We start from the raw sequence: 22,357 nt of genomic DNA on the forward strand, positions 1-22,357 counted from the left end.
TCGGGTGGCGAGCAAAATGACCGGTTTACACCATTCACCAGCACCCCGCTCACTAGTACACCAATCTGAAACGCCTCCTGCTCTGGGTACGGCTACTCTGCGCCTCAAAGTTCAGGGGAGCGGCGACGTGATACAGACTCTGGATTTTCCGGGAATTTCACTGTCTGAGGCCACACGCCGTGCAGCGGCCCGTGGTTTGACGGTGCTGGCTGTAGAGTCCATGAGTGTTGTGAACGCCAATACATCCTTAAGTACTGGACGATACGTTTTTCCGCTATTGCTGTTCAGTCAGGAGCTTATGGCGCTGCTGGATGCCGGGTTGAATCTGACAGAGGCTTTAAGTACTCTGGTCGCTAAGGAGCGCCAGGTTGATACGCGGGCTGTACTGCAGCAAATATTACAAACACTGCAAGAAGGTCGTAACTTTTCCGATGTGTTGACAATACATGCTCAGCATTTTCCTGCAGTGTATGTGGCAACTGTGCGCGCCTCGGAGCGAACGGGTGACTTGCCACAAGCGTTATCTCGCTATATCGCTTATCAGATTCAATTTGAGATATTGCGTAAAAAACTGGTCTCGGCGGCCATTTATCCAGCCATGTTATTAGCCGTTGGCGGTTTGGTAACCTTGTTTCTCTTGGGTTATGTGGTACCGCGTTTTTCGGTGGTGTATGAATCATCTGGTCGTGATTTGCCGTGGCTATCGAGTATCTTGTTGTCATTTGGCAAATGGATATATACCTATTGGCCACAGGCACTAGTGCTATTGGGAACAGTAACTGCAGTTTTGATTTGGTGTTTGAGTCGGCAAAATGTAAGGGGTTGGCTACTGAACCAATTTTTGCGCTTGCCTTTATTGTCTGTTCAAGCTGGGGCCTTTCGGCTGGCCCGGTTTTACCGGGCGGTAAGTCTGCTGCTTGCAGCAGGCATTCCCTTGGCACGGGCACTGGAAATGGTGTCGGGCTTGCTAAGCCCTGCACAACAGGCGGCATTGGCAAAGAGCCGTCTCGCCATTGAACAGGGCCAGTCTCTGTCTGTGGCTTTAGCGGCTAATGGCTTGTCTACGCCGGTCGCAGATTCGCTAATCAAGGTGGGAGAGCGCTCCGGCCAGATGACGCAGATGCTGGAACGGACTGCTTCCTTTGCAGATGAAGAGTTTGCACGTTGGATTGATTGGGCTTCACGCCTATTGGAGCCACTTTTGATGGTTGTCATTGGCGTGGTGATTGGTACAGTCGTTGTATTGATGTACCTGCCAATTTTTGAGCTGGCGGGAAGTTTACAATGAGTACCTTGCTCACAACACCGCCGGATTTTGTGCTAAATGCCACCCTTATGGATCAGGCACGGATGCAAAGTGTGGCAGCAGACACTTCACTGGTCAGTGCTTTGCAAGAACTATCCGGATGGGATAATAACGCTCTGATGAAAGTGTTGGGGCAGCAGTTTGGCTACCGATCTTTGGGCATGGCCGAACTACAGAGCCTGTCCCCTGATTTTGACATACTAGCGTATACCGAATGTGTACAGCGTGGTCTGATTTGGCTCGTTGATGGGGCATCACGTGCCACTTTAGTTTTGTCAGATCCTTTTGACGAGGTGAGTGAGTCATGGGCTCTACGCAAAGGCACCAGGCTCTACAGCCAGGTCGTAGATGTCGCATTGGCGCATCCTGATGATGTACAGGTTTATTTAGCCCAGCAAGAGCGTCAGGTCCGGGCTATGGATGGCTTCGAAGTTGAATCACGCACGGCCAGCGATGAGGAGGTCGCGGCAGTCATTACTTTGGCAACAATCAACGATGACACGAGTTCCGTGGTCAAACTTGTGAATTCAACACTTTATGATGCATTGAAACTTCAGGCGAGTGATATTCACCTGGAGTGTGATTCGGGCAGTTTGTATGTTTCTTATCGTATTGACGGCGTTTTGGTTCCAATTACCGAGGTTCAAGGCCAAGAGATGGCCGAGCAAGTTATTTCGCGCGTTAAAGTTATGGCTGAATTGGATATTGCTGAACGACGTATTCCTCAGGATGGGCGCTTCAAGGTACGGGTCAATGGACGTGAAATAGATTTCCGGGTATCAGTTATGCCCAATATTTTTGGTGAAGATGCAGTATTGCGTTTGTTAGATCGCCAGTCTTTGACTGAGGAGGCACGGGCTTTACGGTTAGAGAATTTAGGCTTGGATGAGCTGGCTATTGCATCTATTCGCCAGCTGGCACATAAACCACACGGCATGTTGCTGGTAACCGGGCCTACAGGGTCGGGTAAGACGACCACTTTGTATGCTGCCATCACGGAAATTCATACGGGCAGAGACAAGATCATTACGATTGAAGATCCTGTTGAATATCGCCTTCCCCGCGTATTGCAGATTCCGGTTAATGAAAAAAAAGGCCTGACTTTTGCACGTGGGCTGCGTTCGATTTTGCGACATGATCCTGACAAGATCATGGTGGGCGAGATTCGTGACGATGAGACTGCGCAAATTGCCGTACAGGCAGCGCTTACGGGCCACCTGGTGTTTACTACCGTGCACGCCAACAACGTATTCGACGTCTTGGGGCGTTTTTTGCATATGGGGGTGGATGCATATAGTTTTGCCGCCGCATTGAACGGTATCGTGGCGCAACGTCTTTTGCGTATGAATTGCCCTCTTTGTAGTGTAAGGGTTGACCCAGGTGCCGAGTTGTTGCTTCGGGCAGGGCTTTGCCCGGAGGATGTACAAGGCTGGAAATTTCGCGCGGGCCAGGGGTGTGGTCATTGTCGTGGTGTTGGTTATAAGGGTAGAAAAGCAATAGCAGAAGTACTCCTGCTCAATGACGTTTTGCGCGAGTTGATTGCTCAACGTGCGCCGATTTCTTTACTTAAGGAGCAAGCCGGGCGAACCGGATTACGGGATCTTCGCCAAAGTGCCATGGAATGTGTCACCCGGGGTGATACGACACTGGAGGAGGTGATGCGTGTTGCGGGATAAAGCATGGTTCAGATGGAGGCGCTCATCCTGTTTTTTCATGTGGCTGGGAGAGAGTCAGGTTCAATTCGGGCGGCTCAGTGGCAGCCGCACAAATCCGAATTGGCAAATCCTATCCGAAGTTAACATTGCATGCTCTGTTGATGGCTGTGCTTTGCCTTCTGCTTTGTATGAGGCTTTGCAGACATTAATAGAAAAAAATAAAGCCACGCTACAGGGACAGGAGCTGCGTGTTGTGGTCGCCGATGCCTGGGTTTACATGGCTTGTATACCATGGAGCCCCATGTTGGCGCAACAGAACACAGCACGGTTATTTGCGGCAGATTGTTTGAATCAGGTAGGTTTCGAGCTCGACTCGGTAGATGAAATTCGACTGGGTGATGCCCCTTACGGTTCTGCAAGGCTGGCAGTTGCATATCCTGCCAATTTACTGACACATATCGCTCGGCTTGCGGAAAAAGGACAAGCTCGCAGTATGGTGATACGTCCTCTTTCTGTCCTGGTATGGGATGTTTTGTCGCGCCAAGGGGACATAGAGGCTACGGCAATTGTTAGCGAACAGAAAGTGACATTAGCATTGGGGATGATTAATCATCGGTGGGGTAGAGTGCGTTTACTGGATGTTAAGGTGGCATCACGTACGAGTTTGAACCATGACCGATCTCCTGAGTTGATGTGGCAACGCTGGAAATTGCGCCACCACCTGGTTCAAGGTGTTAAAGAAGTACGAATTCTGGATGCTTCACTTGCCCAGGATTTAATTGTGCCAAGTACCCCTCCTTTTGTCCGGGTAAGTGATCCGTGGTATCGCTTAAATCGTAATCCACAATGGCTGAAGTATTTTGTGGGGGTCAATGCGCTAGATGCCATAGAAACATTTACCCGTCGTCGCTGGTGGTCTTGGGTTTGTTTGGGTATTGCCCTTCTAATTGTAACTGCGCTGATGATTGAAATAACAAACTTGACGTTCAAGGCACAAGACATTCGCAACCGACTGGCTGTTGAGAATAGCATTCAACCGTTGCCACAACACATCTCTTGGACTCAGGAAGAGCTGAAGCGGATAGGTTCAGTCAACACGGCGATTCGTCAGCTTAATATACCAATTGAAGCCGTTTTGCAGGCTCTACGAGCTCCGAATGATATTCGAGTGGCTGTTCTCGCGGTGGAAACGGCCTCTGAGTCTATGGAGAGTGTCAAGAACACTATCAAGATTACTGCAGAGGCTCCTACCAGGGCAGACATGACACGATACGCCTCCTTTGTCGCCGAACATAAGCCCTTTACGCGTGCTTACCTGACTCGACATGAAATTCCTGATGGAGAGCGTGCACCTTATCGTTTTATGGTAGAGGCACAATGGGCGGACTAAGCACAAAGGTCATTGCTGTCCAATGGATAAAGCAGACATCAATCATTTTGATCGGTTGGGCTTGGAACACCCGGCAGCTCGGGCGTGCTTTGATACGCACCTTCGGAGCCTGGGAGTGGTGCCTTATTTTTGCCTGTATCTCTACCTTGGTTTCGATTGGAGTTACGGTTCACTTACGTTCTCAAGTCCGTATTTTGGAGTGGAAGCGGGCAAATCCGCAGTCCGGCTCACCGGCAGTATTGGTTAAAGTTGATGCCTTGTCCTTGGCCGAGACAAAACAGCGCTTGCAAGATTTTGAGCGAGTGTTGATTCCTCATGAAAACATTCCGCAGGTACTGGGTGATTTATTACGATTGGCTGAGGATGAGGGTCTATTGATTCGACGTGCTGATTACCGGCCTACTGATGATACGAGTGGGCACTTCATGCGCTATCGCATAAATATGCCCATTAAAGGAAAGAGTGAATCTATTCATCGTTATTTACGTGGTGCTATGCACGCGCAACGTAATCTGATTCTTGAAAGTGTTCAGTTAAAACGGGAGGCTTCGGAGTCCGATGATATGGAGGCGAATGTTCGGTGGGTATTGCTCACTCGGCTTCCATTGGAGAACGCTGTGGGAAAGAAGGCGCGACCATGACAAAAAATCGCGGCGTGCGAATGGGGTGGGGAGCTGCCTTAGTCGTTACATTAGTGGCAGCCTGGTTTGCTCCCGAGCCGAAAGATGACGGTGTTTCATTAGCTTCACGCGTGGCTAAGCACCCGCCTGCATCTTCACAGCTAAATACTTTGCCTGTGAGTTTGCTACCAACCAATTTTGGCACGGGCATGGAAGGACAGCGAAATGGCAAAAAACCAACAAACTTGCTAGGAGTACTTAAAATTCGTGAACGAGGTGGTTTTGAGAATAAAGAGGCATCCTTGTTTACCAAAGCATCATGGGGCAGCCCGGCTCCAGCTATGAATCTTCCTCCTACGGTTTCTCCTTCGTTAGCACCTGTACCGGTTGCTCCTGCACTACCGTTTCGAGTTATGGGGCGTTACGAAGAGAGTGGAAAAAGCGTCGTATTTTTGCTGCAGGGCGATCAGAGCTGGGTTGTACGTGAAGGTGAAACCTTTGCCGGAACATATAAGGCAGAGCGTATTGCGTCTAACGCAATTCATTTGCGTTATCTACCGTTGAATGAAGTACAAGTACTGGAAATCGGTGCTGCACCATGAAGAATGAATGAGATAAATATGCGAACGGAATATGAATTTTTACAAAGATGGTGCTTATGTGCGGTAGATGGTAGTAGCTCGGTTTTGTGGTTTAAGCGAAACTTAATGGATGCAGCCTTCAGATATTTGTTTTTGAGTGTTTTTGTGCTGATCCTGTTATCAGGGTGCGCCAGCACACAAGCTTTTAAAGACGGTAATGCTTTGCTGGCTGAAGGGAAAACGGAACAGGGCCTAGCTAAACTTGAAGAAGCAGTCAAACTGGATCCTAAAAACATTGAATACCGCATCGCCCTGGCTAGCCGCCGGGCATCTGTTATTAACCGTTTGATCGTAAGTGGTGAGTCGGCTCGCAGGGAAGGGCACCTGAGTGATGCAGAGAAGTTGTATAGGCAAGTGCAGTCACTTGATTCAGAAAATGTAATGGCTCGTCAGGGGTTGGATGCTTTATCGAAAGCAAGACGTCATCAACTCGTATTAACTGATTCTGAGTCCCTACTTAAAAAGGGAACCCTGCCCGACCTGATTGAGGCTTTGGAGAAACTTCGCCCGGTTTTCTCTGAAAATCCAGGCCATAAAGCGGCACTTCACCTCAAGGCTCGTATTGAGGAGCAACGTGCTAAGTTAATTCGTTCAGAAACAAAATTGGCTTCTGTTTTTCGTAAGCCTATTTCGCTGGAATTTCGTGATGCACCCTTGAAATCAGTAATTGAAGTTATTGCTAAAGTTTCTGGGCTGAACTTTTTTTATGATAAGGATATTCGGCCAGATTTGAAGGCAACTATTTTTGCAAAGAATACGACGATTGAGGATGCCATGCGCTTATTGCTCGTGACTAACCAATTGGAACAAAAAATTCTTAATGAGAATTCTATTCTGATTTATCCGAGTACACCTCAAAAACTCAAGGACTATCAAACCTTGGCGGTACGGAGTTTTTATCTTACCAATGCTGATGTCAAGGCAGTGTCAAATTCGATTAAGACTATTGTTAAGAGCAAAGATATAGTGATTGATGAACGATTGGGCATCATTATTATACGTGATACGCCTGAGGCCATTCGCATGGCTGAACGTATTGTAAGTTTGCAGGATTTAAGTGATCCTGAAGTGATGCTGGAAGTTGAGATTATGGAGATCAAACGTTCAAGGTTGCTTGAATTAGGAATTCAGTGGCCAAGTCAGTTAACACTGTCCCCGCTGCAGATTGGGGGTGTTCCATTACTTTTAGATGATTTGAAAAACATTACGCAGGCAACTACGCAGGCAACTATTGGCAGTGTCGTGATCAATGCTCGTAAGGAAAATCAAAATGGCAATATATTAGCCAATCCAAGGATACGTGTACGTAATAAGGAGAAAGCCAAAATCCAGATTGGTGATCGTGTTCCGATTATTACGACGACTTCTACATCAACGGGATTTGTGTCTGAATCCGTAAATTACATTGATGTAGGGCTAAAACTGGAGGTAGAACCGAATATCTATTTGGATGAAGAGGTGGCAATCAAGATTAATTTGGAAGTGTCTAATTTGGTGCGTGAGGTATTAAGCAAATCAGGCACGCTGTCCTACCAGATTGGCACACGTGGAGCTAATACAGTGTTGCGCCTCAAAGATGGTGAAACGCAGATTCTAGCTGGGTTGATCAGCGACGAAGACCGAACAAGCTCTAATAAGGTACCTGGTCTTGGTGATTTGCCTATTGCTGGCCGCTTGTTTGGTGGCCAAAAAGACGATGCGCAGCGTAGTGAAATTTTGCTGTCGATTACCCCACGAATTGTCCGCTCCATTCAACGTCCTGATATGCTTGAGGCCGAATTCGAGTCAGGTACTGAAAGTAGTATTGGCACACAGACTTTGCGGCTGGGAACAATAGAGCCAGAAGCAAGTGAAAATCAATCTGTCACTTCAAGTAATGGAGCTTTAAGTAATAAGGTTATCACCCCTCCTATAGAAACAAGGGGTAACGATAACAATACGATGCCACGAAATGCCTCCTCGCTGACACCGGGCGTGGATCCTGGAGCAATACCTCATTCGGTGGGCTCGACCGGTGCTGTGATACTGGCATGGCAGGCTCCTGGACAGGTTCGTGTGGGGGAGCAGTTTAGTGCAGTGATTCGTGTTAACAGTGCACAAGCATTGCGTGGCCTTCCGGTTATGCTGGGGTTTGATCCGCAAGTGTTGCAAGTTGTCAGTGTTCAAGAAGGTGATTTTTTCAAACAAAATAATGGGCAGAGCAGTTTTAGTCAACGCGTTGACCCTATTCAAGGTAAGGTGTTTGCTGCTTTAGTCAGGCAAACGACAAATGCCCACGATACTGGAATTAACGGTACAGGTAATTTAGTAAGCGTTAATTTTAAAGCAATCAGGGCTGGAAGTTCGACCCGTATACAGCTGCTTTCTGCCAGCCCGGAGCCCATTTTATCCTCGCCCATTTCACTGCCAATTGAACAATTAATTCGCGTGGTACCATGATGCGAAAATCATGGGAGCTTGGGCGGCTACAGGGTTTTACATTCGTTGAGTTGATGGTAACGCTGGCCATTATGGCTGTACTGGTTACCGTTGCAGTCCCGATGGTACAAATCGGATTACAACGACAAAAAGAGCGTGATCTGCGTGCAGGTTTGATCGAAATTCGCGAAGCCATTGATGCTTATAAAAGGGCAGCAGACCAAGGAAGAATCGCTGTACAGGTTGGAGAATCCGGTTATCCGCAAAATTTGAATCAGCTAGTCGAAGGGGTTGTGGATCAGCGTAGTCCAAATCGGCAAAAACTCTTTTTTTTGCGCCGTATACCAGCAGACCCGATGGTAGAACGAGCTCGGTCTCACCCCGCTGAGACTTGGGGGCTGAGAAGTTACATCTCACCTGCGGATGCACCTGCAGAAGGAGAGGATGTTTTCGATGTGTATTCGCGTTCCGGCAAACTTGGTTTGAATGGCGTGCCATACAGAGAGTGGTAAACAATGCGAATGCGGCCATTGCCCAAAGGGTTTACTTTAATTGAAATGCTTATTGTCATGGCTATTGTGGCCTTGCTTTTGACAATTGCACTGCCTCGTTATTTTGGTTCGCTTGAAAAATCTAAGGATGTCGCTCTGCAAGAAAATTTAAAGGTATTACGATTGAGCCTTGATAGATTCTATTCAGATAAAGGGCATTATCCGCAAACTTTAGGTGAGTTGGTTGAGTATCGTTATCTTAAGACTATTCCAATAGACCCTATCACGGAATCATCAAGCTCCTGGATACTCATTCCTGCTCGCGATGCTGATACACCAGGTATTTCAGATATTAAAAGTGGTGCCTCAGGTCTGAGTCAGGAAGGGTATGCTTACGATGTCTTGTAGATTAGTATCTTTAAAATACCAGAGTGGGTTTACCTATCTGTGGGTTCTGCTATTAGTGGCTTTTATGGGGGTAGCTTTAACTTTAGCGGTTGAAGTAGATCAAACTATCTCACAGCGTGATCGAGAAAAATCATTGCTTGCAATAGGCCGTCAATTTCAGAGAGCTATTGGAAGTTATTATGAAAGTCAACATCCGGGTGGAAAAAAAGAGTATCCAGCTAGTTTAGATGATTTATTGCAAGATCCGCGCTACCCAGGAATTAAGCGCCATTTGCGAGAAATATTTGTTGATCCGATAACAGGAAAGGCAGAGTGGGGATTTAAACGCATTGCCGGTCGAATTGTCGCAGTTTATTCTTTGTCGGAGAAAACCCCAATCAAGCAGGCAAATTTTGAGGTCGGATTTGAATATTTGCAGGGTGCAAAAAAATATAATGATTGGATATTTGCCTATCCGTCGGATTTGTTGTTAAAGCCTAGTGATGGTGATGATTTCAAGCAAGATCTTTCTTCCCCTATCCTGAATGAGGCTATACCTTGATCACTCAAATGGGCCGCATTGCAGGGCTTGGGGTATTGTTAGGTTTTGTGTTGGCGCTGTTGGCCGGATCGCTTGCTCAGGCCCAAGAGCTAAAAACTTTGAAGTCGGGCTATGAGCTTCCGGATGTTCTTAATGCTATTCCGTCAGCAGGTGGTGTTTGTCGGCAGGATGATACTTTTGCTTCATTAATAAATGGTGAGTTTTCTAAAGAAACAACGAAATTGGATTTGAGCTGCGCAAAAACAGCACAGGACTTGGTGCCAATACTTGCACAATCAAAAGGCAGTTTAATCGACCTGAGGTCAGCAGCAGATTACCGTGTGTGGCATGTTCCTAATTCTACAAACCTTACATTGTCTGATATTCTAACCAAGTTGTATTTACGAAATAACATCATTGTGCTTATGGGGGATGGAAGGTTAGAGTCGGAAATATATCTTGCCTGCTCACGTTTGAAACACGCTGGTTTTCGCCAGGTATTTATGGTTCGAGGTGGAATTCTCGGCTGGATGCAACATGGATACGCCACACGGGGAAATGCAGTCAAACTTTCTGATGCAGTTAAAATCACATCAGCAGAGTTGTGGGCGGGAGCCCAATTTGTGGAAAACCGTATTTTGTTGGATGCTGATCGTATCTCAATGCGTGCGCTGCTGCCCAGTGCGATTGTATTGAATGTGAATGCCATTAGCATGGTACGGGCTATCGTTAGCAGCAGTAGGGGAGGAAAACAAAAATCTACACCATTAATGGGGTTGATTTTTGTAACTTCTTCAACAATTTCTGAAGAGCAGCTTCGTGATCTTCATCAGGCTGCATTGCCTTATTCTTTACTGGTCTATACCGGTACGGAGCTTGATTATCGTACATTTGTTGATCAACAAAAGGCTGTTTTTTCTGCCCAGGCCCGTGGCCCAAAAACTCTTGGTTGTGGGCTATGAGCGTTCAGCACGGTAGACGTTTTTTTGTTGGGACATGCTTTGGTATTGCGAGTACTGTTTTTTTCCCAAATATTTTATTTGCAATTCCCTTGCCAGATAGGGGGGAGAATGTGAATCTAAAGCGCAGACTGCGCTTTAGATTAGGCCTCCAAAATACTCTTGCTCATGGATTGGTAAATCAAAAGTTCTGGTGTTACATGCCTCTGGAATCGGAAAGACAAAGTATTCATGAGATCGAAGTGTCGATGCCGTATCGGTTAAAAACTGATTATTTCGGCCACCGAATATTGGAGCTTAGCTTTGATGAGGTGCCGGGTTATTTTCAAAAAATAGTTACATTAGATATCGTGGTCAGATTCAATGAGGGACAGCTCCCAAAAGCGCTGTCGAAGGATTTAGACTGGGTTAAAAATGAGCGCTTTATCGAGTCTGACTCTCCGCTAATTATTAGTCTCGCTAAGCAATTGCGACGTGAGTCTCACAGACAGACTATAGAGGCAATTTATAGTTGGGTTTCCGACAATATTGAATACGCCGGATTTTTACCTGATGATTTTGGCGCAAGTTACGCCCTGGAAAATCGACGAGGTGATTGCACTGAACATGCATATCTTGTTGCAGCTTTGGCAAGAGTTAATAAAATTCCTGCAAAAGTGATCGGGGGTTATGTGGCGGATCATGATTTGGCACCCAAGCCACAGGACTATCATAATTGGGCAGAGGTTTTTGTAAATGATCGCTGGTTTATTATTGATGCTCAAAAACGCTGCATCTACCCAGCTTCGGGTAAGTATGTGGCTTTTCGTATTTATAGTCATGTTCCCATTAATGATGTGGGTACTGCTCACCGCTATAGGATCGATGGCCAGTTGCAGGTCAGTTTTTGAATTACACATTTAGTTGTGCATCCGATTTAATCCTTCGCAATACAGATTCTATTTCTATCAAAATCTATTTTTTCCACAAATACAGATTCGGGTTTAATTCCGTATTCCACTATTGATATTAAATTGTTTTTTTATTTCTTTGAGTTTTCACCCAATACGCTTAAGTGGGTACATTATTACACTTGTAGTGTGTGGGTAATTCCTTAGTAAAATACAAGTAAATTGGGTAAATTAGAAAAAAGTTATGGTGCAGCTTCATGTAATATTTGCGATTGTCATATGTCGTTGATTTATTATGAATCCTCGTGATCTGTTTGCCCCAGCGCGCAACAGGCAGCAAGGGGATCAATCAGGCTTATTGCTATCAGATAGACTGCCTCTCACCCGATGGCGCTTTAGAGCTCAAATCGCTAGGTAATCCCCCCATTTTTAAGCTCACTTAAAAGTAGAGACTAGGGTCTGTTGACGTTTCAAGCTAAAGTCATGCAATGACGGATGCAAACCCGCAGAATTCAGGTTCCTACACCATTTCCCCTGCAGGTTTGCGATGCCCCGATTAATGCTCAGTAACGAGCTTTGGTCGAAGCTAGAAAAGATTCTGCTTCAACACACCATTTACAACAAGCCTGATTTACGAATTACCGTCGAAGGAATGTTTTACCGCATGCGCGTTGGCTGCCCGTGGCGGGATTTACCCAGCGCCTTTGGTGAATGGAATTCAGTCTATAAACGCTTTAATGCTTGGTCTGTAGCTGGGAAATGGCTCAATATTTTCAAAGCCTTACTGATCGACCCCGATTTTGAATGGGTATTCATTGATGGTAGCTATGCCAAGGCGCATCAACACAGCGCCGGGGCGGCCAGCGATCAATCTGAAGCGATTGGCAAAAGCCGTGCAGGGAACACCAGCAAAATTCATTTGGCGGTAGATGCTTATGGTTTGCCGATTGCCTTCGAAATTACCGGAGGCGAGATTAATGATTGTACTGCCGCCCCAGAGCTGATTGCCCAACTGCCTTCAGCCGAAGTGATCATCGCAGATAAGGGGTACGATAGTGAGTACCTTCGAGGACTGATTTCTGCGCAGGGTGCGCGATCAGTGATTCCCAGAAAACGTAATTCAATCAAAGGGAATGTGGATCTAGATCGTGGGCTGTATTGCTATCGACATTTGGTCGAGAATGCTTTTGCGCGATTGAAGCATTACCGCGCAGTGGCATTCCGATATGACAAGTTGAAGCGAAATTATGAAAGTGTCATAGCCATGGCGTGCGCATTTTTATGGCTACCGATGTGAAACGTCAACAGACCCTAGGCATGTAATGCCAGTTTTTGTTTCGGGGTGATGCCGCCCAATCCCATATGCGGGCGCTCGTTATTGTAAGTCCAAAGCCATTGCGTTGCAGTTTCTTGCACTTCGGCAAGGCTTTCAAAGTCATCACATGCCAGCCATTCATAACGTACGGTACGATTATAACGCTCAATATATGCATTTTGCTGCGGATTGCCAGGCTGAATATAAGCCAATTCAATCGATTGTTGCTCTGCCCAATTCTTTAGCAGATGGCTAATATATTCAGGGCCATTATCGGACCTGATTCGTTTGGGCTTACCGCGCCATTCAATAATTTGATTCAGGCTGCGTATTACGCGCTCTGCTGGCAAAGAGAAGTCGACTTCAATGCCCAATCCTTCCCGATTAAAATCATCAATCACATTGAATAAGCGAATGCTGCGGCCATCGGCCAATTGATCGTGCATAAAATCCATCGACCACGTTTCATTTTTTACCTCTGGTACTGCTAATGGCTCTGGCATTTCGCGTTCTAAGCGCTTTTTAGGCTTAATCCGCAGATTTAACTCCAAATTACAGTAAATCCGGTAAACACGTTTATGGTTCCAGCGCTTTTTCTTGACGTTGCGCAGATGTAGAAAACAAAGGCCAAAGCCCCAGTTGCGATGAGTTTCCGTGAGCTGGACCAATGAATCAGCGATTTGGGCATTTTCTGCATCCAGCTTGGCCACATAACGATAGCAGGTCGTGCTGATTACAAAACTGGCGCAAGCCACACGAATAGACACGGCCTTGGTTTTAACGGCCCAGCGAGCCATCTCTCGACGCTGAGATGGCTTCACCACTTTTTTGACATGGCCTCTTTGATGATATCCGCTTGCATCTGGGCTTCGATATACATCTTTTTAAGGCGCTTGTTTTCGTCCTCCAGCTCTTTCATTCGCGTCATCATCGAGACGTCCATGCCGCCAAACTTAGCGCGCCATTTATAAAACGAGGCGGAACTCATGCCGTGCTCACGGCACAGCTCAGGAACGGTCGAACCAGCTTCGGCTTGCTTTAAAATCGCCATAATCTGGCTGTCGGAATAACGTACTGCTTTCATGTAGAAGCTCCTCAAAGACTGCGAGAAAATTCTACTTAAAAATGAGCTGGTTTTGTGGGGGATTACCTTTTGACGCCCAGAAAAAGCATTACGCCGTACATCATCCCAACAATTGCATCACAGATAAGTTGAAGATCATTATCTTGGCGTACTAGGGAATTCGCGGTGAAGCTGCCCGTTGCGCACAATCACCACGGCGGTTTGGGCTTGGCTGGCAATGATGCGGGCGCGTTGCTGCGCCGCTTGAATGCTGGACTTTAGCTCAGCCAGCCATGGGGCGTAATCGGGAGTTAGGTCGGGGCGGGGCCGAGCAATTCTTATGGTTGAAGGGGATTGCTCCGAAGAGCATTTAATATCAACGACTTACTAGTTGGCCAATACCCTTACGTTCTAGCACTTCGTTTTTCCTCGCTTCAGGCACATCACGGGCGTGGATAATGAGGCGCTGTTTGATTGGGTCGAATTCATATTTTCTGATTTCAAACGTAAAGTTGTCAAAACTCATCAAACTCTGCAGTGATACTGAATTGTAACCATCGGTCTGGCTGAGTAAATTGAGAATCACCGCCAGTGGCAGTTCACGATCGGGCACTGCGCCCCCAAATTGGCCGTTAATCTTGACTCGAACGCTAAAAAGCTTTTGGCCGGAGGAGCCAGACATTTCGGGCAGGGCGAGTAGCTCGGGGATTGGGTATGACATGGATTAAAGCATCATCAAATTTAGATGATTGATAATCAGCGGTACTTCACTTGCTGCCACTTGACGTTTCGCGAATCAGCTTCCAGTTGCGTACGACAATCAGGGCGGTTTTGATTGGACTGGCAATGTTGCGGGCGCATTGCTGCGCCGCTTGAATGCGGGACTTTAGCTCAGTCAGCCAAGGGGCGTAATCGGCAGGTAGGTCGGGGCGGAGCATAGCCATCCTTATGATTAAAGGGTATTGCCGTGGAGCATTTAATATAAATGGCTTACGAATGGGTTTCGTAGGATGGGTGGAGCCGGTTTTTGGCGATACCCATCTTGCCTCTGCGTCGATGGGTATCGCTTCGCTCCACCACATCCTACAAGGGCTGATAAAGCTTTAGTCTAAGCAAGTAGCAGCATTAAAGAGGCTTGGGCATTAAAAGCGATGCGCCTTGTGCCATTCATCGCGAATCGGTGCAATGCGCTTTCGCTTATTGACACCCTACAAAAGCATTACGGATTAAGGCCTTGTTCGAACAAGGTATTCAGATCCTCTAGCGAATCAATGTTGAGGCCAAAACTAGCGATATAATTCACAACCGCAGACCATGCCTTAACCAGCTCAAACTCCCTACCAAAAACGGGGTGACCTGCCAGCACATCAATCATCTCACTCGAGAATGTCCCCTCTAGGTTTGGAATAAAAACCTCCCCATAAATGATCTGCTCGATTTCATCGGCATCAATTACATAAGCGAGGCCTAGTTTAAAAGCAAGTTCCTCATCTTCGAACGCATTATTAAATTCCTGTTCTAACAACCTGCGACTTTCCACACTGTCGTCATCAGCAAGCTCATCCATCAAACACAAAATGCCGTTGATGCTATCAACTAAATCAGTCACATTTAGTGTCGCGTAATTTTCAAGATCAAGCCCAGTTAACATCCGAAATTCAAGCTCGATTCTCTCCTTCTCCTTAAGCGCACTACTTAAGAGAGGTTGAAACCATTGACAGAACTTGCCATTAAAAAAATCAATTCCAATTGAAGGTCCATAATAATGCGCAGTCCAAATAGGGAAAACTAATTTTCCCGAGCTGAACTCGTTAACAAGTTTGTATTTCTCAAGCAATAATTTGTTAATTTCATCAAAATAGTTATTTCTAACAAATTCGAGAACATCAATTGAATCAGTTAGCTCCCGCGCCCATTTTGAAATATGCTTATCAGACCTTGACCATGCAGGAGCAACAAAAGAGCACTGCAAAAAATGAACTGTTACCCCATTATTTCCAAACAAGCGCAAACGCCATTTCTCAAAAGACTCACCTGACACAATGCGAGCGAGCTCATTGTCATCTGGTGCTGCGTCACTTTTAAAAAAAAGACCCTCAGCACTTTGATATAAGGTTTCTTTCATTTCAATACCTTTTTATTTATCAAATAATTAACTTCAATGACTTACGGCGTGATGCATATCTAAATGTTATGCACCAATCTAATTCTCTGTGATCGATTGCCGTCACTAAAATATTTATCAGCCTGCATAACAATATCCAGCTAAGCCACCATCTCTTCCATGATCGCCACATTGGCATTAATCTTTTTAATACGACTCAGCAGCTCCACCACCTTGCCCTCATCGAAGAAGCCATACACGCTTTCATCATGCAGATCGGTAAAAGGCGGGTCGAAAATTTGGCGCATCTCTAAAGTGCCGTTGCTCATCAAATAATTAATGATTTGATTCACGAATTCGATTTGCTGGCCGTTGTAAACGCCTTCATCAAGGAAATCACTAAAGGCCTCTTTGGCGGCGCTCATATCTAGGCCAACTAGCTCGCGGATTAACTTGCCCAGGGGTTTTGATTCCAAGACTTTTTCACGGTACAGCTGTTTGTCGGCCAAGCCGCTGGCGTTCAAGAGCAACTCTTCCAAGGTGTCCAAATCGCTTTGGGTGATCGGTTTATTGCGCTTTAACTTTTGGATCGTCAGTTGATCTTGATGTTCTTTAATGTAGAGCTCAGTTCTTTTGCGGTACTGCGCCAAATCCAAGCTTGGGGTCGCGATCGGCTTAGTTACATCCTTTATCCCGACGATTTCATCCTCAAAATCGGTGTACACCACTTCGCGCTCAGCTTTGTCTAAAGCAAACATCAGATTGCGGAATTTACGCCGTACATTTTCGAGTGTAGGTAAATCGATGTGCTGCCAAAACTCAATCGTTTGTACATCTTGAATCAATTGCAGATGGGCAAGCACGGCAGGAATACTGGTTTTTGCCTCTAATTGCTGCGCAAACTCAACGACTCTACTCCGTGCGGTTTCGGGTACTTGGCCTTTTTCCAGCAAAGCCAATTGCATGGTCAACACCAGATTATCAAATCGGTTACCCAGCTCATTGCTGTCTTCGTCTGAATTCATCGCCACCGCTTCTGTTGGCATGGGCGAGACGGCTGTTTCTAGTGCGGTGTATTTACTATCGTCGATCTGGTTCCAATAATCGCGCTGCAAAAATGGCTCAATGTGCTGACGCTGCGGGCGAACAATGAAATTATCCAGATTCATGCCTTGCACTTGATGGTGCAATAAATCAAGTTGATAGTCATTCAACGCCGCCAAGGCTGGGTTGGGCTGGGCTTTTAGCGCGGCATTGATGAGCGTGCTCAACTTCACGCGCTTTTCAAACACTTGTCGGCCAAGTGGTTTAGCAACACTGACTGGTGCGCCCTGCGGGAACGCATCAAAAAATTCAAAATTCTGGCAATAGTCGAATATTTTGAACGTGGTCTTATGATCGTTAGGGCCAAACAAATCAGGACACAAACGCGTACCGCGACCAATCATTTGCGTGAATTTAACTTTGGATTGAACCACTTTCAAAAACACCAGATTGACGACTTCAGGCACATCAATCCCGGTGTCGAGCATATCCACCGAGATCGCAATCCGCAGGTCAGGGTTTTTCGCGTCAAAAGGTTTCCCCTCGACCGAAAACTCATCAATCAAACTTTGCGCATACGGATTTTTGTAGGTAATCACCTGCGCCAGTTTGCCTTTCCATTTGGGATAGTTCTTATCGAACACATGCTGTAAAAATTCAGCGTGGTCATTATTCGCCGCAAAAATAATCGTCTTACCGATTACATCGCCACCTTCCACATGAATCCCGCCGTGCTCGTCTTGGCTCAAGAGCTGCGCAAACATCAGCTCAGCGGTATTTTCATTAAACAAAAATTGGTTCAATTCGGACGGCAGCACTTCTTCGCGGTCTTCTAGCTCTTCTTTGCTTTCCCATTCTTCTTTTTCTGCCTCGGATAACTCGGCGTACTTAATCCCTTGGCGTACAAATTTGGTTAGTACGGATATCTTGGTCGGCGGTACCAGATACTTTTCTGCATACGCGCTGGTGTCTTCGTAGGCATAGGTCGGTAGACCGTTAGGAAGATCAAAAATATCGTAGGTATTCTTTTCGAGCTCATCTTTTGGTGTCGCAGTCAGGCCGACCAAGAGACCATCAAAGTACTCAAAAATTTGCCGGTATTTTTGATACACCGAGCGATGCGCCTCGTCGATAATCACCAGATCAAAATGCCCCACACCAAACGGGCGCTCCGCCGCAGCTCGGTCGAGCAAGTTTTTCATTGTGGGATAGGTTGCAAAATACAGGCGGCTATCGCTACTGCCTTTGCGCATCCCTGACGATAATATCGAGCAACTAATACGTGGCAGTAGTTTGACAAAATTCTTTTTCGCCTGCGACAGCAGCGCATTGCGGTCGGCCAAAAACAGCACGTTTTTGATCCAATCATGTTTACTCAGCAAATCCACCAAACTGATAATCGTCCGCGTTTTACCCGTTCCCGTGGCCATCACCAGCAGCGCCTTGCGGCCGCAGTCCTGCTCAAAATGCTGCAAAATATGCGTAATGCCCGCTTTTTGATAATGGCGGTCGGTAATGTCGGCATCAATTTTTGCGGCGACGCCTTCCTCGTCGAAAAACGCTTTGCGCTCGCTGCGGCGCTTAATCATCAAAGCCAATTCGTCTTTGGTGTAAAACCCTTGCACAATACGCGGCGCATATTGCAGATCATCCCAGAGTATCGTCTCGTAGCCATTGGTATAAAAGATCACTGGGCGAATACCCAGCTCTCTCTCTAAGCAGTCGGCATACAGTTTGGCTTGGGTTTTCCCGTCTTCAGCGCGGCGGCTGGTGCGCTTAGCCTCAATCACCGCCAGCGGCTTACCATCGTCGCCCCACAGCACATAATCGACAAAACCATTGCCTTGCGGATTGGTGGTCGATATTGGCATGCTGCTCACCAGAAATTCACGCCAGCGGTCACTCAGGCCTGCGGCGCGATCTTGCGCTTCCAACAGGTTCAAATTCCATCCCGCTTCATGCAGCAGCGTATCAATCAGATAATGCCGCGTTGCCGCTTCATGATATTCATGGTGATCGGTGGCTTTGCTTGAGTCGATTTTTGCCTGGGCAATTTTCTCGATCAGTGCCAGATTTTCGGCTTTTAAATCACTGTTTTCTTTAAATAGCTTGAGCTGCTCTGCGCGTTTGGCTTGGTCACCTTCAAGCAACTGCTTTTCTAGCGCTTGAATTTTCTTGGCCGTGCTCAATGCATCGGCGACATCGACCAACAGACGATGCGGGATTAAGCCCTCATCAAATGCCGCCACGTTAAACGTTGTGCGATCCAGATCGGGCGTGTACGAGCGGGCAAACCAATACAGTACATGGTGCAGCTCTTTCACCGACTGCAGCGCATCGCGAGCTTCGGGCGCGCTTTTGCCGTGTACCGCTTCATTGCCAATCTTGATAATCAGTTTGAGCTTGCCCAGCAATTGATGTGGCAAGCTGTCTTTAAAGGTTTTCTCATGGATCAGCCCCATCAAGGTCACATCGTGCTTGGGGCGGCTAAGCCATTTATCGATATCAAACGCGGTTTCAACCATCAACTCAACACAAGCCCGAGCATAAAATGCACTGACTCGTGGGTCGCTCTGGATATGTGCTTCTGCCTTTTGTGCGCGCTGTTGCAATTCGGCGCAGGCATCCCAGCAAGCCAAAAAAGAGAAATTAGAGGTGGTTGAAACCGCTGTCATCATTGCCTTTTGGCCTTAGGCCGCTTTGAGATTGAGTTCGCCGTTGAAGGCATTTTTCAACAATGCATCGAACTGCTCATTAATTTCATGCGAAATAGTTCTTTGATTATTTTTAAGCACATTTAATACATCAATAAACTGGCAAAACTTTAGTTGATTATCAACAGGGGGAATTGGTAGAGCTATTTCACGTAAAGCGTCTTTCCTAATCGTTTTTGTTACCGCTCCATTTACGCGCTTTTTAATTTCTTCGGCACCAAACTCTGTGCTTAATAGATGATATATAAAAACAGAAATAGCCTCATTTTTTTTGAATCTAATCATAAATTGGTTCATCGCTAAAGAAACAGGCCTATCCAACTTAGGCATAAGGTATATTTTCCCCGCGCTACCAATTTTATTTACCAAAAGCTCACCACCATAAACTTTTGTTTTCTCAAGAAAGTTATATGCATGCTCTGAAATATATTTGACATTATCTACAAAATTGTTCTTCTCTAGGTCAGTAGTTCTAACCATCAATGCAAAATTACTTTCATTTAGAAGTTCAACATTACGCTGTAGAACTTCGTAACTTCCATTAGCATGGTAATCTGTTAGTAATTCAAAGGTATCTCCGATTTCTTTTATAGGCCACCCCATCGGATTGGTTGCTGGATCACCAAACATATCGATAAATACTGCCTGCGCGAGCTTGTTGAGTTCTTGCTCCATTTGCTGGCAGTCTTTACGCAATTGATCCGCCTTCTCCAACACCGCCGCGATTTGCTTTTGGGTTTCAAGCGGAGGGAGAGGAATTTCCAAATCAGAAAATCTTGATTTATTAACTATCGACACAGTTGTTTTTGGTGCCATATCTACCAAAGTTTGCTTTAAGGTCTGGCAGAAAAAATAGACATACATTGGATCAGCTTTATTCTCATCAAGAATGAGGCTATTTATTTGTTGATTTGTAACAACAGGAACTCCTGAAATTCCTACTTTCCCAAGAGATCCAATGCAGCACACCATCACAGAATTTTTAGGAAGGAGTCGTGAAACGTTAGCCCCTTTCTGAGTCAGCGTTTGCTTTGCATTTAAAACAAAACCATTGTCTAGCTCACCAGGAGTTACAAAAGGAATATCGCCACCAAAATATGAATCATCTTCTTTACTTGGTGTCGAACCTGTGACGACTTGCGCAATCGAAGACAGCTTTACTTTCGGCCAACTCACAGCAAGTCCTCCAACTCAGCAATCCCTTCCGCCATTTTTTCCTGTAGGACTTTAATGCGCTGCAAGATCACTTTTGGCGCGTCATATTGCACTTCCGCGTACACCGTTTCTTTGTAGCGGTTCAGACTCAGGTCGTAGTTTTGCGCAACGATATCGCTCAGCGGCACCATAAAGCTTTGCTCGGTTCGTTTGCGCAGCAGCTCAGGATTCGGCGACTCACTCAGGTAAGCAAAGCGGCGAATGATGTCGGCAATATTGCTTTGCTCGTGCGTTGGCGTTTCGCCCTCTTTAAACAACGGCGTGCGTTTATCATCGAGTGAATAACCATCGGCCAACATATCGTAGAACCACACCCAATCGGTGCCACCCGAATTGGTTTTGGTGAAAATCAAAATCGCGGTACTGACACCCGCGTAGGGTTTGAACACCCCCGATGGCAGCGAGATCACCGCTTCGAGTTTTTGCTTGTCGATGATTTGTTTACGAATCGCCAGATGCGATTTAGTGGAGCCAAACAGTACGCCGTCCGGCACAATCACGGCGGTGCGGCCACCGGCTTTGAGCATGCGTAAAATCAGCGCGAGAAACAGCAATTCTGATTTTTCGGTAGGGCCTTTAACTTTGCCGCCTTCATCGTCGGTATCAGATTTTTTGGTTTTCGCAGCCTTAGGATTTTTCCCCAAGGCGCGAAGCAAATCATCGGCGACGATGTCAAAATCGACCGAACCCTTAAAGGGTGGATTCGCCAAAATCAGGCTGTAGGCTTCGCTGATATTGTCACTACCATGATCTTGCAAGCTATCGCGATAATGCACGGTCGGGTTTTCAATGCCGTGCAACAGCATATTCATCGCGCCAATGCGCAGCATGTGGCGATCGAAATCAAAACCGCTAAACATGGTGCTATTAAAATGCTGGCGGTTTTTGGCTTGGCTCAGCTCTTTGGCGTGATGTTGATTCACATAATCGACCGAGGCCATCAAAAAGCCGCAGGTACCCGATGCCGGATCGCAAATGGTGTCGTTAATTTTAGGCTGCATCAGCTCGACCATCATGCTGATGATATTGCGCGGCGTACGGAACTGACCGTTAACACCCGATTGCTGCAATTTGCTCAACAGGTATTCGTATAAATCACCCTTGGTGTCTTTATCGCTCATGTCGATGCCATTGAGCAATTGCACCACTTGGTCGAGCAATTTGGCCGATGGGATCATAAAGATCGCATCTTTCATGTGCTCGGCAAAGCTGCCTTGGCTTTGCAGCGTTTTAATTTTGGGGAAAACTTTGTTCTGCACGATGTCGAGCATGGCATCGGGGTCTTTGTCTTTAAAGTAAGACCAGCGCAGTTCTTGCTCATCGGCAGCAAAAGTGGGGTTAATCAGCGGCTCACCGATGGTTTTGGCCTTGAGTTCAGCGGTGCGTTGCAATTCATCCAGTCGACGAATAAACAGCAGGTAAGAGATTTGCTCAATCACCGAGATCGGATTGGCGACACCGCCAGTCCAGAACATTTCCCATACTTGGTCTACTTGATTACGAATTTTGCCGGTTAACATCTATTTTCCTTTACTACGTATTGCGTGATGCTGGAGCGGTGAGATGCTCAGCGTATGTATTTTGTTGCGATGGCTGCATAGTAG

General features: G+C 46.4%; 20 protein-coding genes. 13 read left to right on the forward strand and 7 right to left on the reverse strand.

The genetic code is table 11. From position 1 onward, the window contains the following. Positions 1-16 precede the first annotated feature (16 nt). The 12 genes from EJO50_RS02595 to EJO50_RS02650 all read left to right on the forward strand — a co-directional run bounded on the left by EJO50_RS02595 (position 17) and on the right by EJO50_RS02650 (position 12,595). Positions 17-1,288 carry a type II secretion system F family protein gene (locus tag EJO50_RS02595; RefSeq protein ID WP_125971438.1) on the forward strand — a complete coding sequence of 424 codons (1,272 nt, stop codon included), beginning with the start codon at positions 17-19 and terminating at the stop codon, positions 1,286-1,288. Next, positions 1,285-2,982 (forward strand): GspE/PulE family protein, encoded by a 1,698-nt coding sequence (locus tag EJO50_RS02600; RefSeq protein ID WP_125971439.1) that lies wholly within the window; start codon positions 1,285-1,287, stop codon positions 2,980-2,982. Before EJO50_RS02595 ends, EJO50_RS02600 begins: the two co-directional genes overlap by 4 nt. Then, positions 2,969-4,351 (forward strand): hypothetical protein, encoded by a 1,383-nt coding sequence (locus tag EJO50_RS02605; protein WP_164521409.1) that lies wholly within the window; start codon positions 2,969-2,971, stop codon positions 4,349-4,351. Before EJO50_RS02600 ends, EJO50_RS02605 begins: the two co-directional genes overlap by 14 nt. Next, positions 4,339-4,992 carry a hypothetical protein gene (locus EJO50_RS02610; protein ID WP_125971441.1) on the forward strand — a complete coding sequence of 218 codons (654 nt, stop codon included), beginning with the start codon at positions 4,339-4,341 and terminating at the stop codon, positions 4,990-4,992. The genes EJO50_RS02605 and EJO50_RS02610 overlap by 13 nt, the downstream gene beginning before the upstream one ends. After that, entirely contained in the window at positions 4,989-5,573 is a 585-nt protein-coding gene (locus tag EJO50_RS02615) for a hypothetical protein (protein WP_125971442.1), read from the forward strand. The genes EJO50_RS02610 and EJO50_RS02615 overlap by 4 nt, the downstream gene beginning before the upstream one ends. A 105-nt stretch (positions 5,574-5,678) precedes the next feature. Next, positions 5,679-8,051, forward strand: a complete 2,373-nt coding sequence (locus tag EJO50_RS02620; RefSeq protein WP_164521410.1) for a secretin GspD/PilQ domain-containing protein — start codon at positions 5,679-5,681, stop codon at positions 8,049-8,051. Beyond that, complete coding sequence (locus EJO50_RS02625; RefSeq protein WP_125971444.1) at positions 8,048-8,542, forward strand: type II secretion system protein; 495 nt, start codon at positions 8,048-8,050, stop codon at positions 8,540-8,542. Before EJO50_RS02620 ends, EJO50_RS02625 begins: the two co-directional genes overlap by 4 nt. 9 nt (positions 8,543-8,551) lie before the next feature. Continuing rightward, positions 8,552-8,929: a type IV pilin protein gene (locus EJO50_RS02630; RefSeq protein ID WP_125971445.1), complete on the forward strand. Its 378-nt coding sequence runs from the start codon at positions 8,552-8,554 to the stop codon at positions 8,927-8,929. Then, complete coding sequence (locus EJO50_RS02635) at positions 8,910-9,470, forward strand: type II secretion system protein (RefSeq protein ID WP_125971446.1); 561 nt, start codon at positions 8,910-8,912, stop codon at positions 9,468-9,470. Before EJO50_RS02630 ends, EJO50_RS02635 begins: the two co-directional genes overlap by 20 nt. An 8-nt stretch (positions 9,471-9,478) precedes the next feature. Further along, positions 9,479-10,411, forward strand: coding sequence for a rhodanese-like domain-containing protein (locus EJO50_RS02640; protein WP_164521411.1), 933 nt, complete (start codon positions 9,479-9,481; stop codon positions 10,409-10,411). Beyond that, positions 10,408-11,298 carry a transglutaminase-like domain-containing protein gene (locus tag EJO50_RS02645; RefSeq protein ID WP_125971448.1) on the forward strand — a complete coding sequence of 297 codons (891 nt, stop codon included), beginning with the start codon at positions 10,408-10,410 and terminating at the stop codon, positions 11,296-11,298. The genes EJO50_RS02640 and EJO50_RS02645 overlap by 4 nt, the downstream gene beginning before the upstream one ends. Positions 11,299-11,845: 547 nt before the next feature. Then, positions 11,846-12,595, forward strand: coding sequence for an IS5 family transposase (locus tag EJO50_RS02650; protein ID WP_125971449.1), 750 nt, complete (start codon positions 11,846-11,848; stop codon positions 12,593-12,595). Between the two features lie 14 nt (positions 12,596-12,609). On the opposite strand, the gene EJO50_RS02655 is transcribed toward EJO50_RS02650, so the two are convergent. The 5 genes from EJO50_RS02655 to EJO50_RS02670 all read right to left on the reverse strand — a co-directional run bounded on the left by EJO50_RS02655 (position 12,610) and on the right by EJO50_RS02670 (position 19,073). Continuing rightward, positions 12,610-13,697 (reverse strand): IS3 family transposase gene (locus tag EJO50_RS02655; RefSeq protein WP_125971450.1). Its coding sequence is split into 2 segments (ribosomal slippage): positions 12,610-13,445 and positions 13,445-13,697, totalling 1,089 coding nucleotides; the frame shifts between segments, so codons are not numbered across the junction. A gap of 355 nt (positions 13,698-14,052) precedes the next feature. Next, on the reverse strand, positions 14,053-14,397 hold the full coding sequence (locus EJO50_RS02660) for a hypothetical protein (RefSeq protein WP_125971451.1): 345 nt from the start codon (positions 14,395-14,397) through the stop codon (positions 14,053-14,055). Between the two features lie 46 nt (positions 14,398-14,443). Next, a complete protein-coding gene (locus EJO50_RS17100) occupies positions 14,444-14,614 on the reverse strand; it encodes a hypothetical protein (RefSeq protein ID WP_164521412.1) in 171 nt (56 codons plus the stop codon). A 281-nt stretch (positions 14,615-14,895) separates the two neighbouring features. Then, positions 14,896-15,801, reverse strand: a complete 906-nt coding sequence (locus EJO50_RS02665) for a hypothetical protein (protein ID WP_125971452.1) — start codon at positions 15,799-15,801, stop codon at positions 14,896-14,898. Between the two features lie 140 nt (positions 15,802-15,941). Beyond that, complete coding sequence (locus EJO50_RS02670; protein ID WP_233702158.1) at positions 15,942-19,073, reverse strand: type I restriction endonuclease subunit R; 3,132 nt, start codon at positions 19,071-19,073, stop codon at positions 15,942-15,944. 57 nt (positions 19,074-19,130) lie between these two features. Between EJO50_RS02670 and EJO50_RS17340 the strand changes: the two genes are divergently transcribed. Continuing rightward, on the forward strand, positions 19,131-19,487 hold the full coding sequence (locus EJO50_RS17340) for a hypothetical protein (protein WP_233702159.1): 357 nt from the start codon (positions 19,131-19,133) through the stop codon (positions 19,485-19,487). A gap of 27 nt (positions 19,488-19,514) precedes the next feature. Here the strand turns inward: EJO50_RS17340 and EJO50_RS02675 are convergent, their stop codons facing one another. After that, on the reverse strand, positions 19,515-20,714 hold the full coding sequence (locus EJO50_RS02675) for a restriction endonuclease subunit S (protein ID WP_125971454.1): 1,200 nt from the start codon (positions 20,712-20,714) through the stop codon (positions 19,515-19,517). After that, positions 20,711-22,273: a type I restriction-modification system subunit M gene (locus EJO50_RS02680; RefSeq protein WP_125971455.1), complete on the reverse strand. Its 1,563-nt coding sequence runs from the start codon at positions 22,271-22,273 to the stop codon at positions 20,711-20,713. Before EJO50_RS02680 ends, EJO50_RS02675 begins: the two co-directional genes overlap by 4 nt. Positions 22,274-22,357: the final 84 nt, after the last annotated feature.

The sequence above is a fragment of the Iodobacter ciconiae genome (genome assembly GCF_003952345.1).
GTDB classification, from domain to species: Bacteria; Pseudomonadota; Gammaproteobacteria; order Burkholderiales; family Chitinibacteraceae; genus Iodobacter; species Iodobacter ciconiae.

Bases quoted from the DNA above. Each gene is read 5' to 3' on its own strand.
- EJO50_RS02595 (WP_125971438.1), top strand. From the start codon at position 17: ATGACCGGTTTACACCATTCACCAGCACCCCGCTCACTAGTACACCAA.
- EJO50_RS02600 (WP_125971439.1), top strand. From the start codon at position 1,285: ATGAGTACCTTGCTCACAACACCGCCGGATTTTGTGCTAAATGCCACC.
- EJO50_RS02610 (WP_125971441.1), top strand. From the start codon at position 4,339: ATGGGCGGACTAAGCACAAAGGTCATTGCTGTCCAATGGATAAAGCAG.
- EJO50_RS02615 (WP_125971442.1), top strand. From the start codon at position 4,989: ATGACAAAAAATCGCGGCGTGCGAATGGGGTGGGGAGCTGCCTTAGTC.
- EJO50_RS02620 (WP_164521410.1), top strand. From the start codon at position 5,679: ATGGATGCAGCCTTCAGATATTTGTTTTTGAGTGTTTTTGTGCTGATC.
- EJO50_RS02625 (WP_125971444.1), top strand. From the start codon at position 8,048: ATGATGCGAAAATCATGGGAGCTTGGGCGGCTACAGGGTTTTACATTC.
- EJO50_RS02630 (WP_125971445.1), top strand. From the start codon at position 8,552: ATGCGGCCATTGCCCAAAGGGTTTACTTTAATTGAAATGCTTATTGTC.
- EJO50_RS02635 (WP_125971446.1), top strand. From the start codon at position 8,910: ATGCTTACGATGTCTTGTAGATTAGTATCTTTAAAATACCAGAGTGGG.
- EJO50_RS02640 (WP_164521411.1), top strand. From the start codon at position 9,479: ATGGGCCGCATTGCAGGGCTTGGGGTATTGTTAGGTTTTGTGTTGGCG.
- EJO50_RS02645 (WP_125971448.1), top strand. From the start codon at position 10,408: ATGAGCGTTCAGCACGGTAGACGTTTTTTTGTTGGGACATGCTTTGGT.
- EJO50_RS02650 (WP_125971449.1), top strand. From the start codon at position 11,846: ATGCCCCGATTAATGCTCAGTAACGAGCTTTGGTCGAAGCTAGAAAAG.
- EJO50_RS02660 (WP_125971451.1), bottom strand. From the start codon at position 14,397: ATGTCATACCCAATCCCCGAGCTACTCGCCCTGCCCGAAATGTCTGGC.
- EJO50_RS17100 (WP_164521412.1), bottom strand. From the start codon at position 14,614: ATGCTCCGCCCCGACCTACCTGCCGATTACGCCCCTTGGCTGACTGAG.
- EJO50_RS02665 (WP_125971452.1), bottom strand. From the start codon at position 15,801: ATGAAAGAAACCTTATATCAAAGTGCTGAGGGTCTTTTTTTTAAAAGT.
- EJO50_RS17340 (WP_233702159.1), top strand. From the start codon at position 19,131: ATGGTGCAGCTCTTTCACCGACTGCAGCGCATCGCGAGCTTCGGGCGC.
- EJO50_RS02680 (WP_125971455.1), bottom strand. From the start codon at position 22,273: ATGTTAACCGGCAAAATTCGTAATCAAGTAGACCAAGTATGGGAAATG.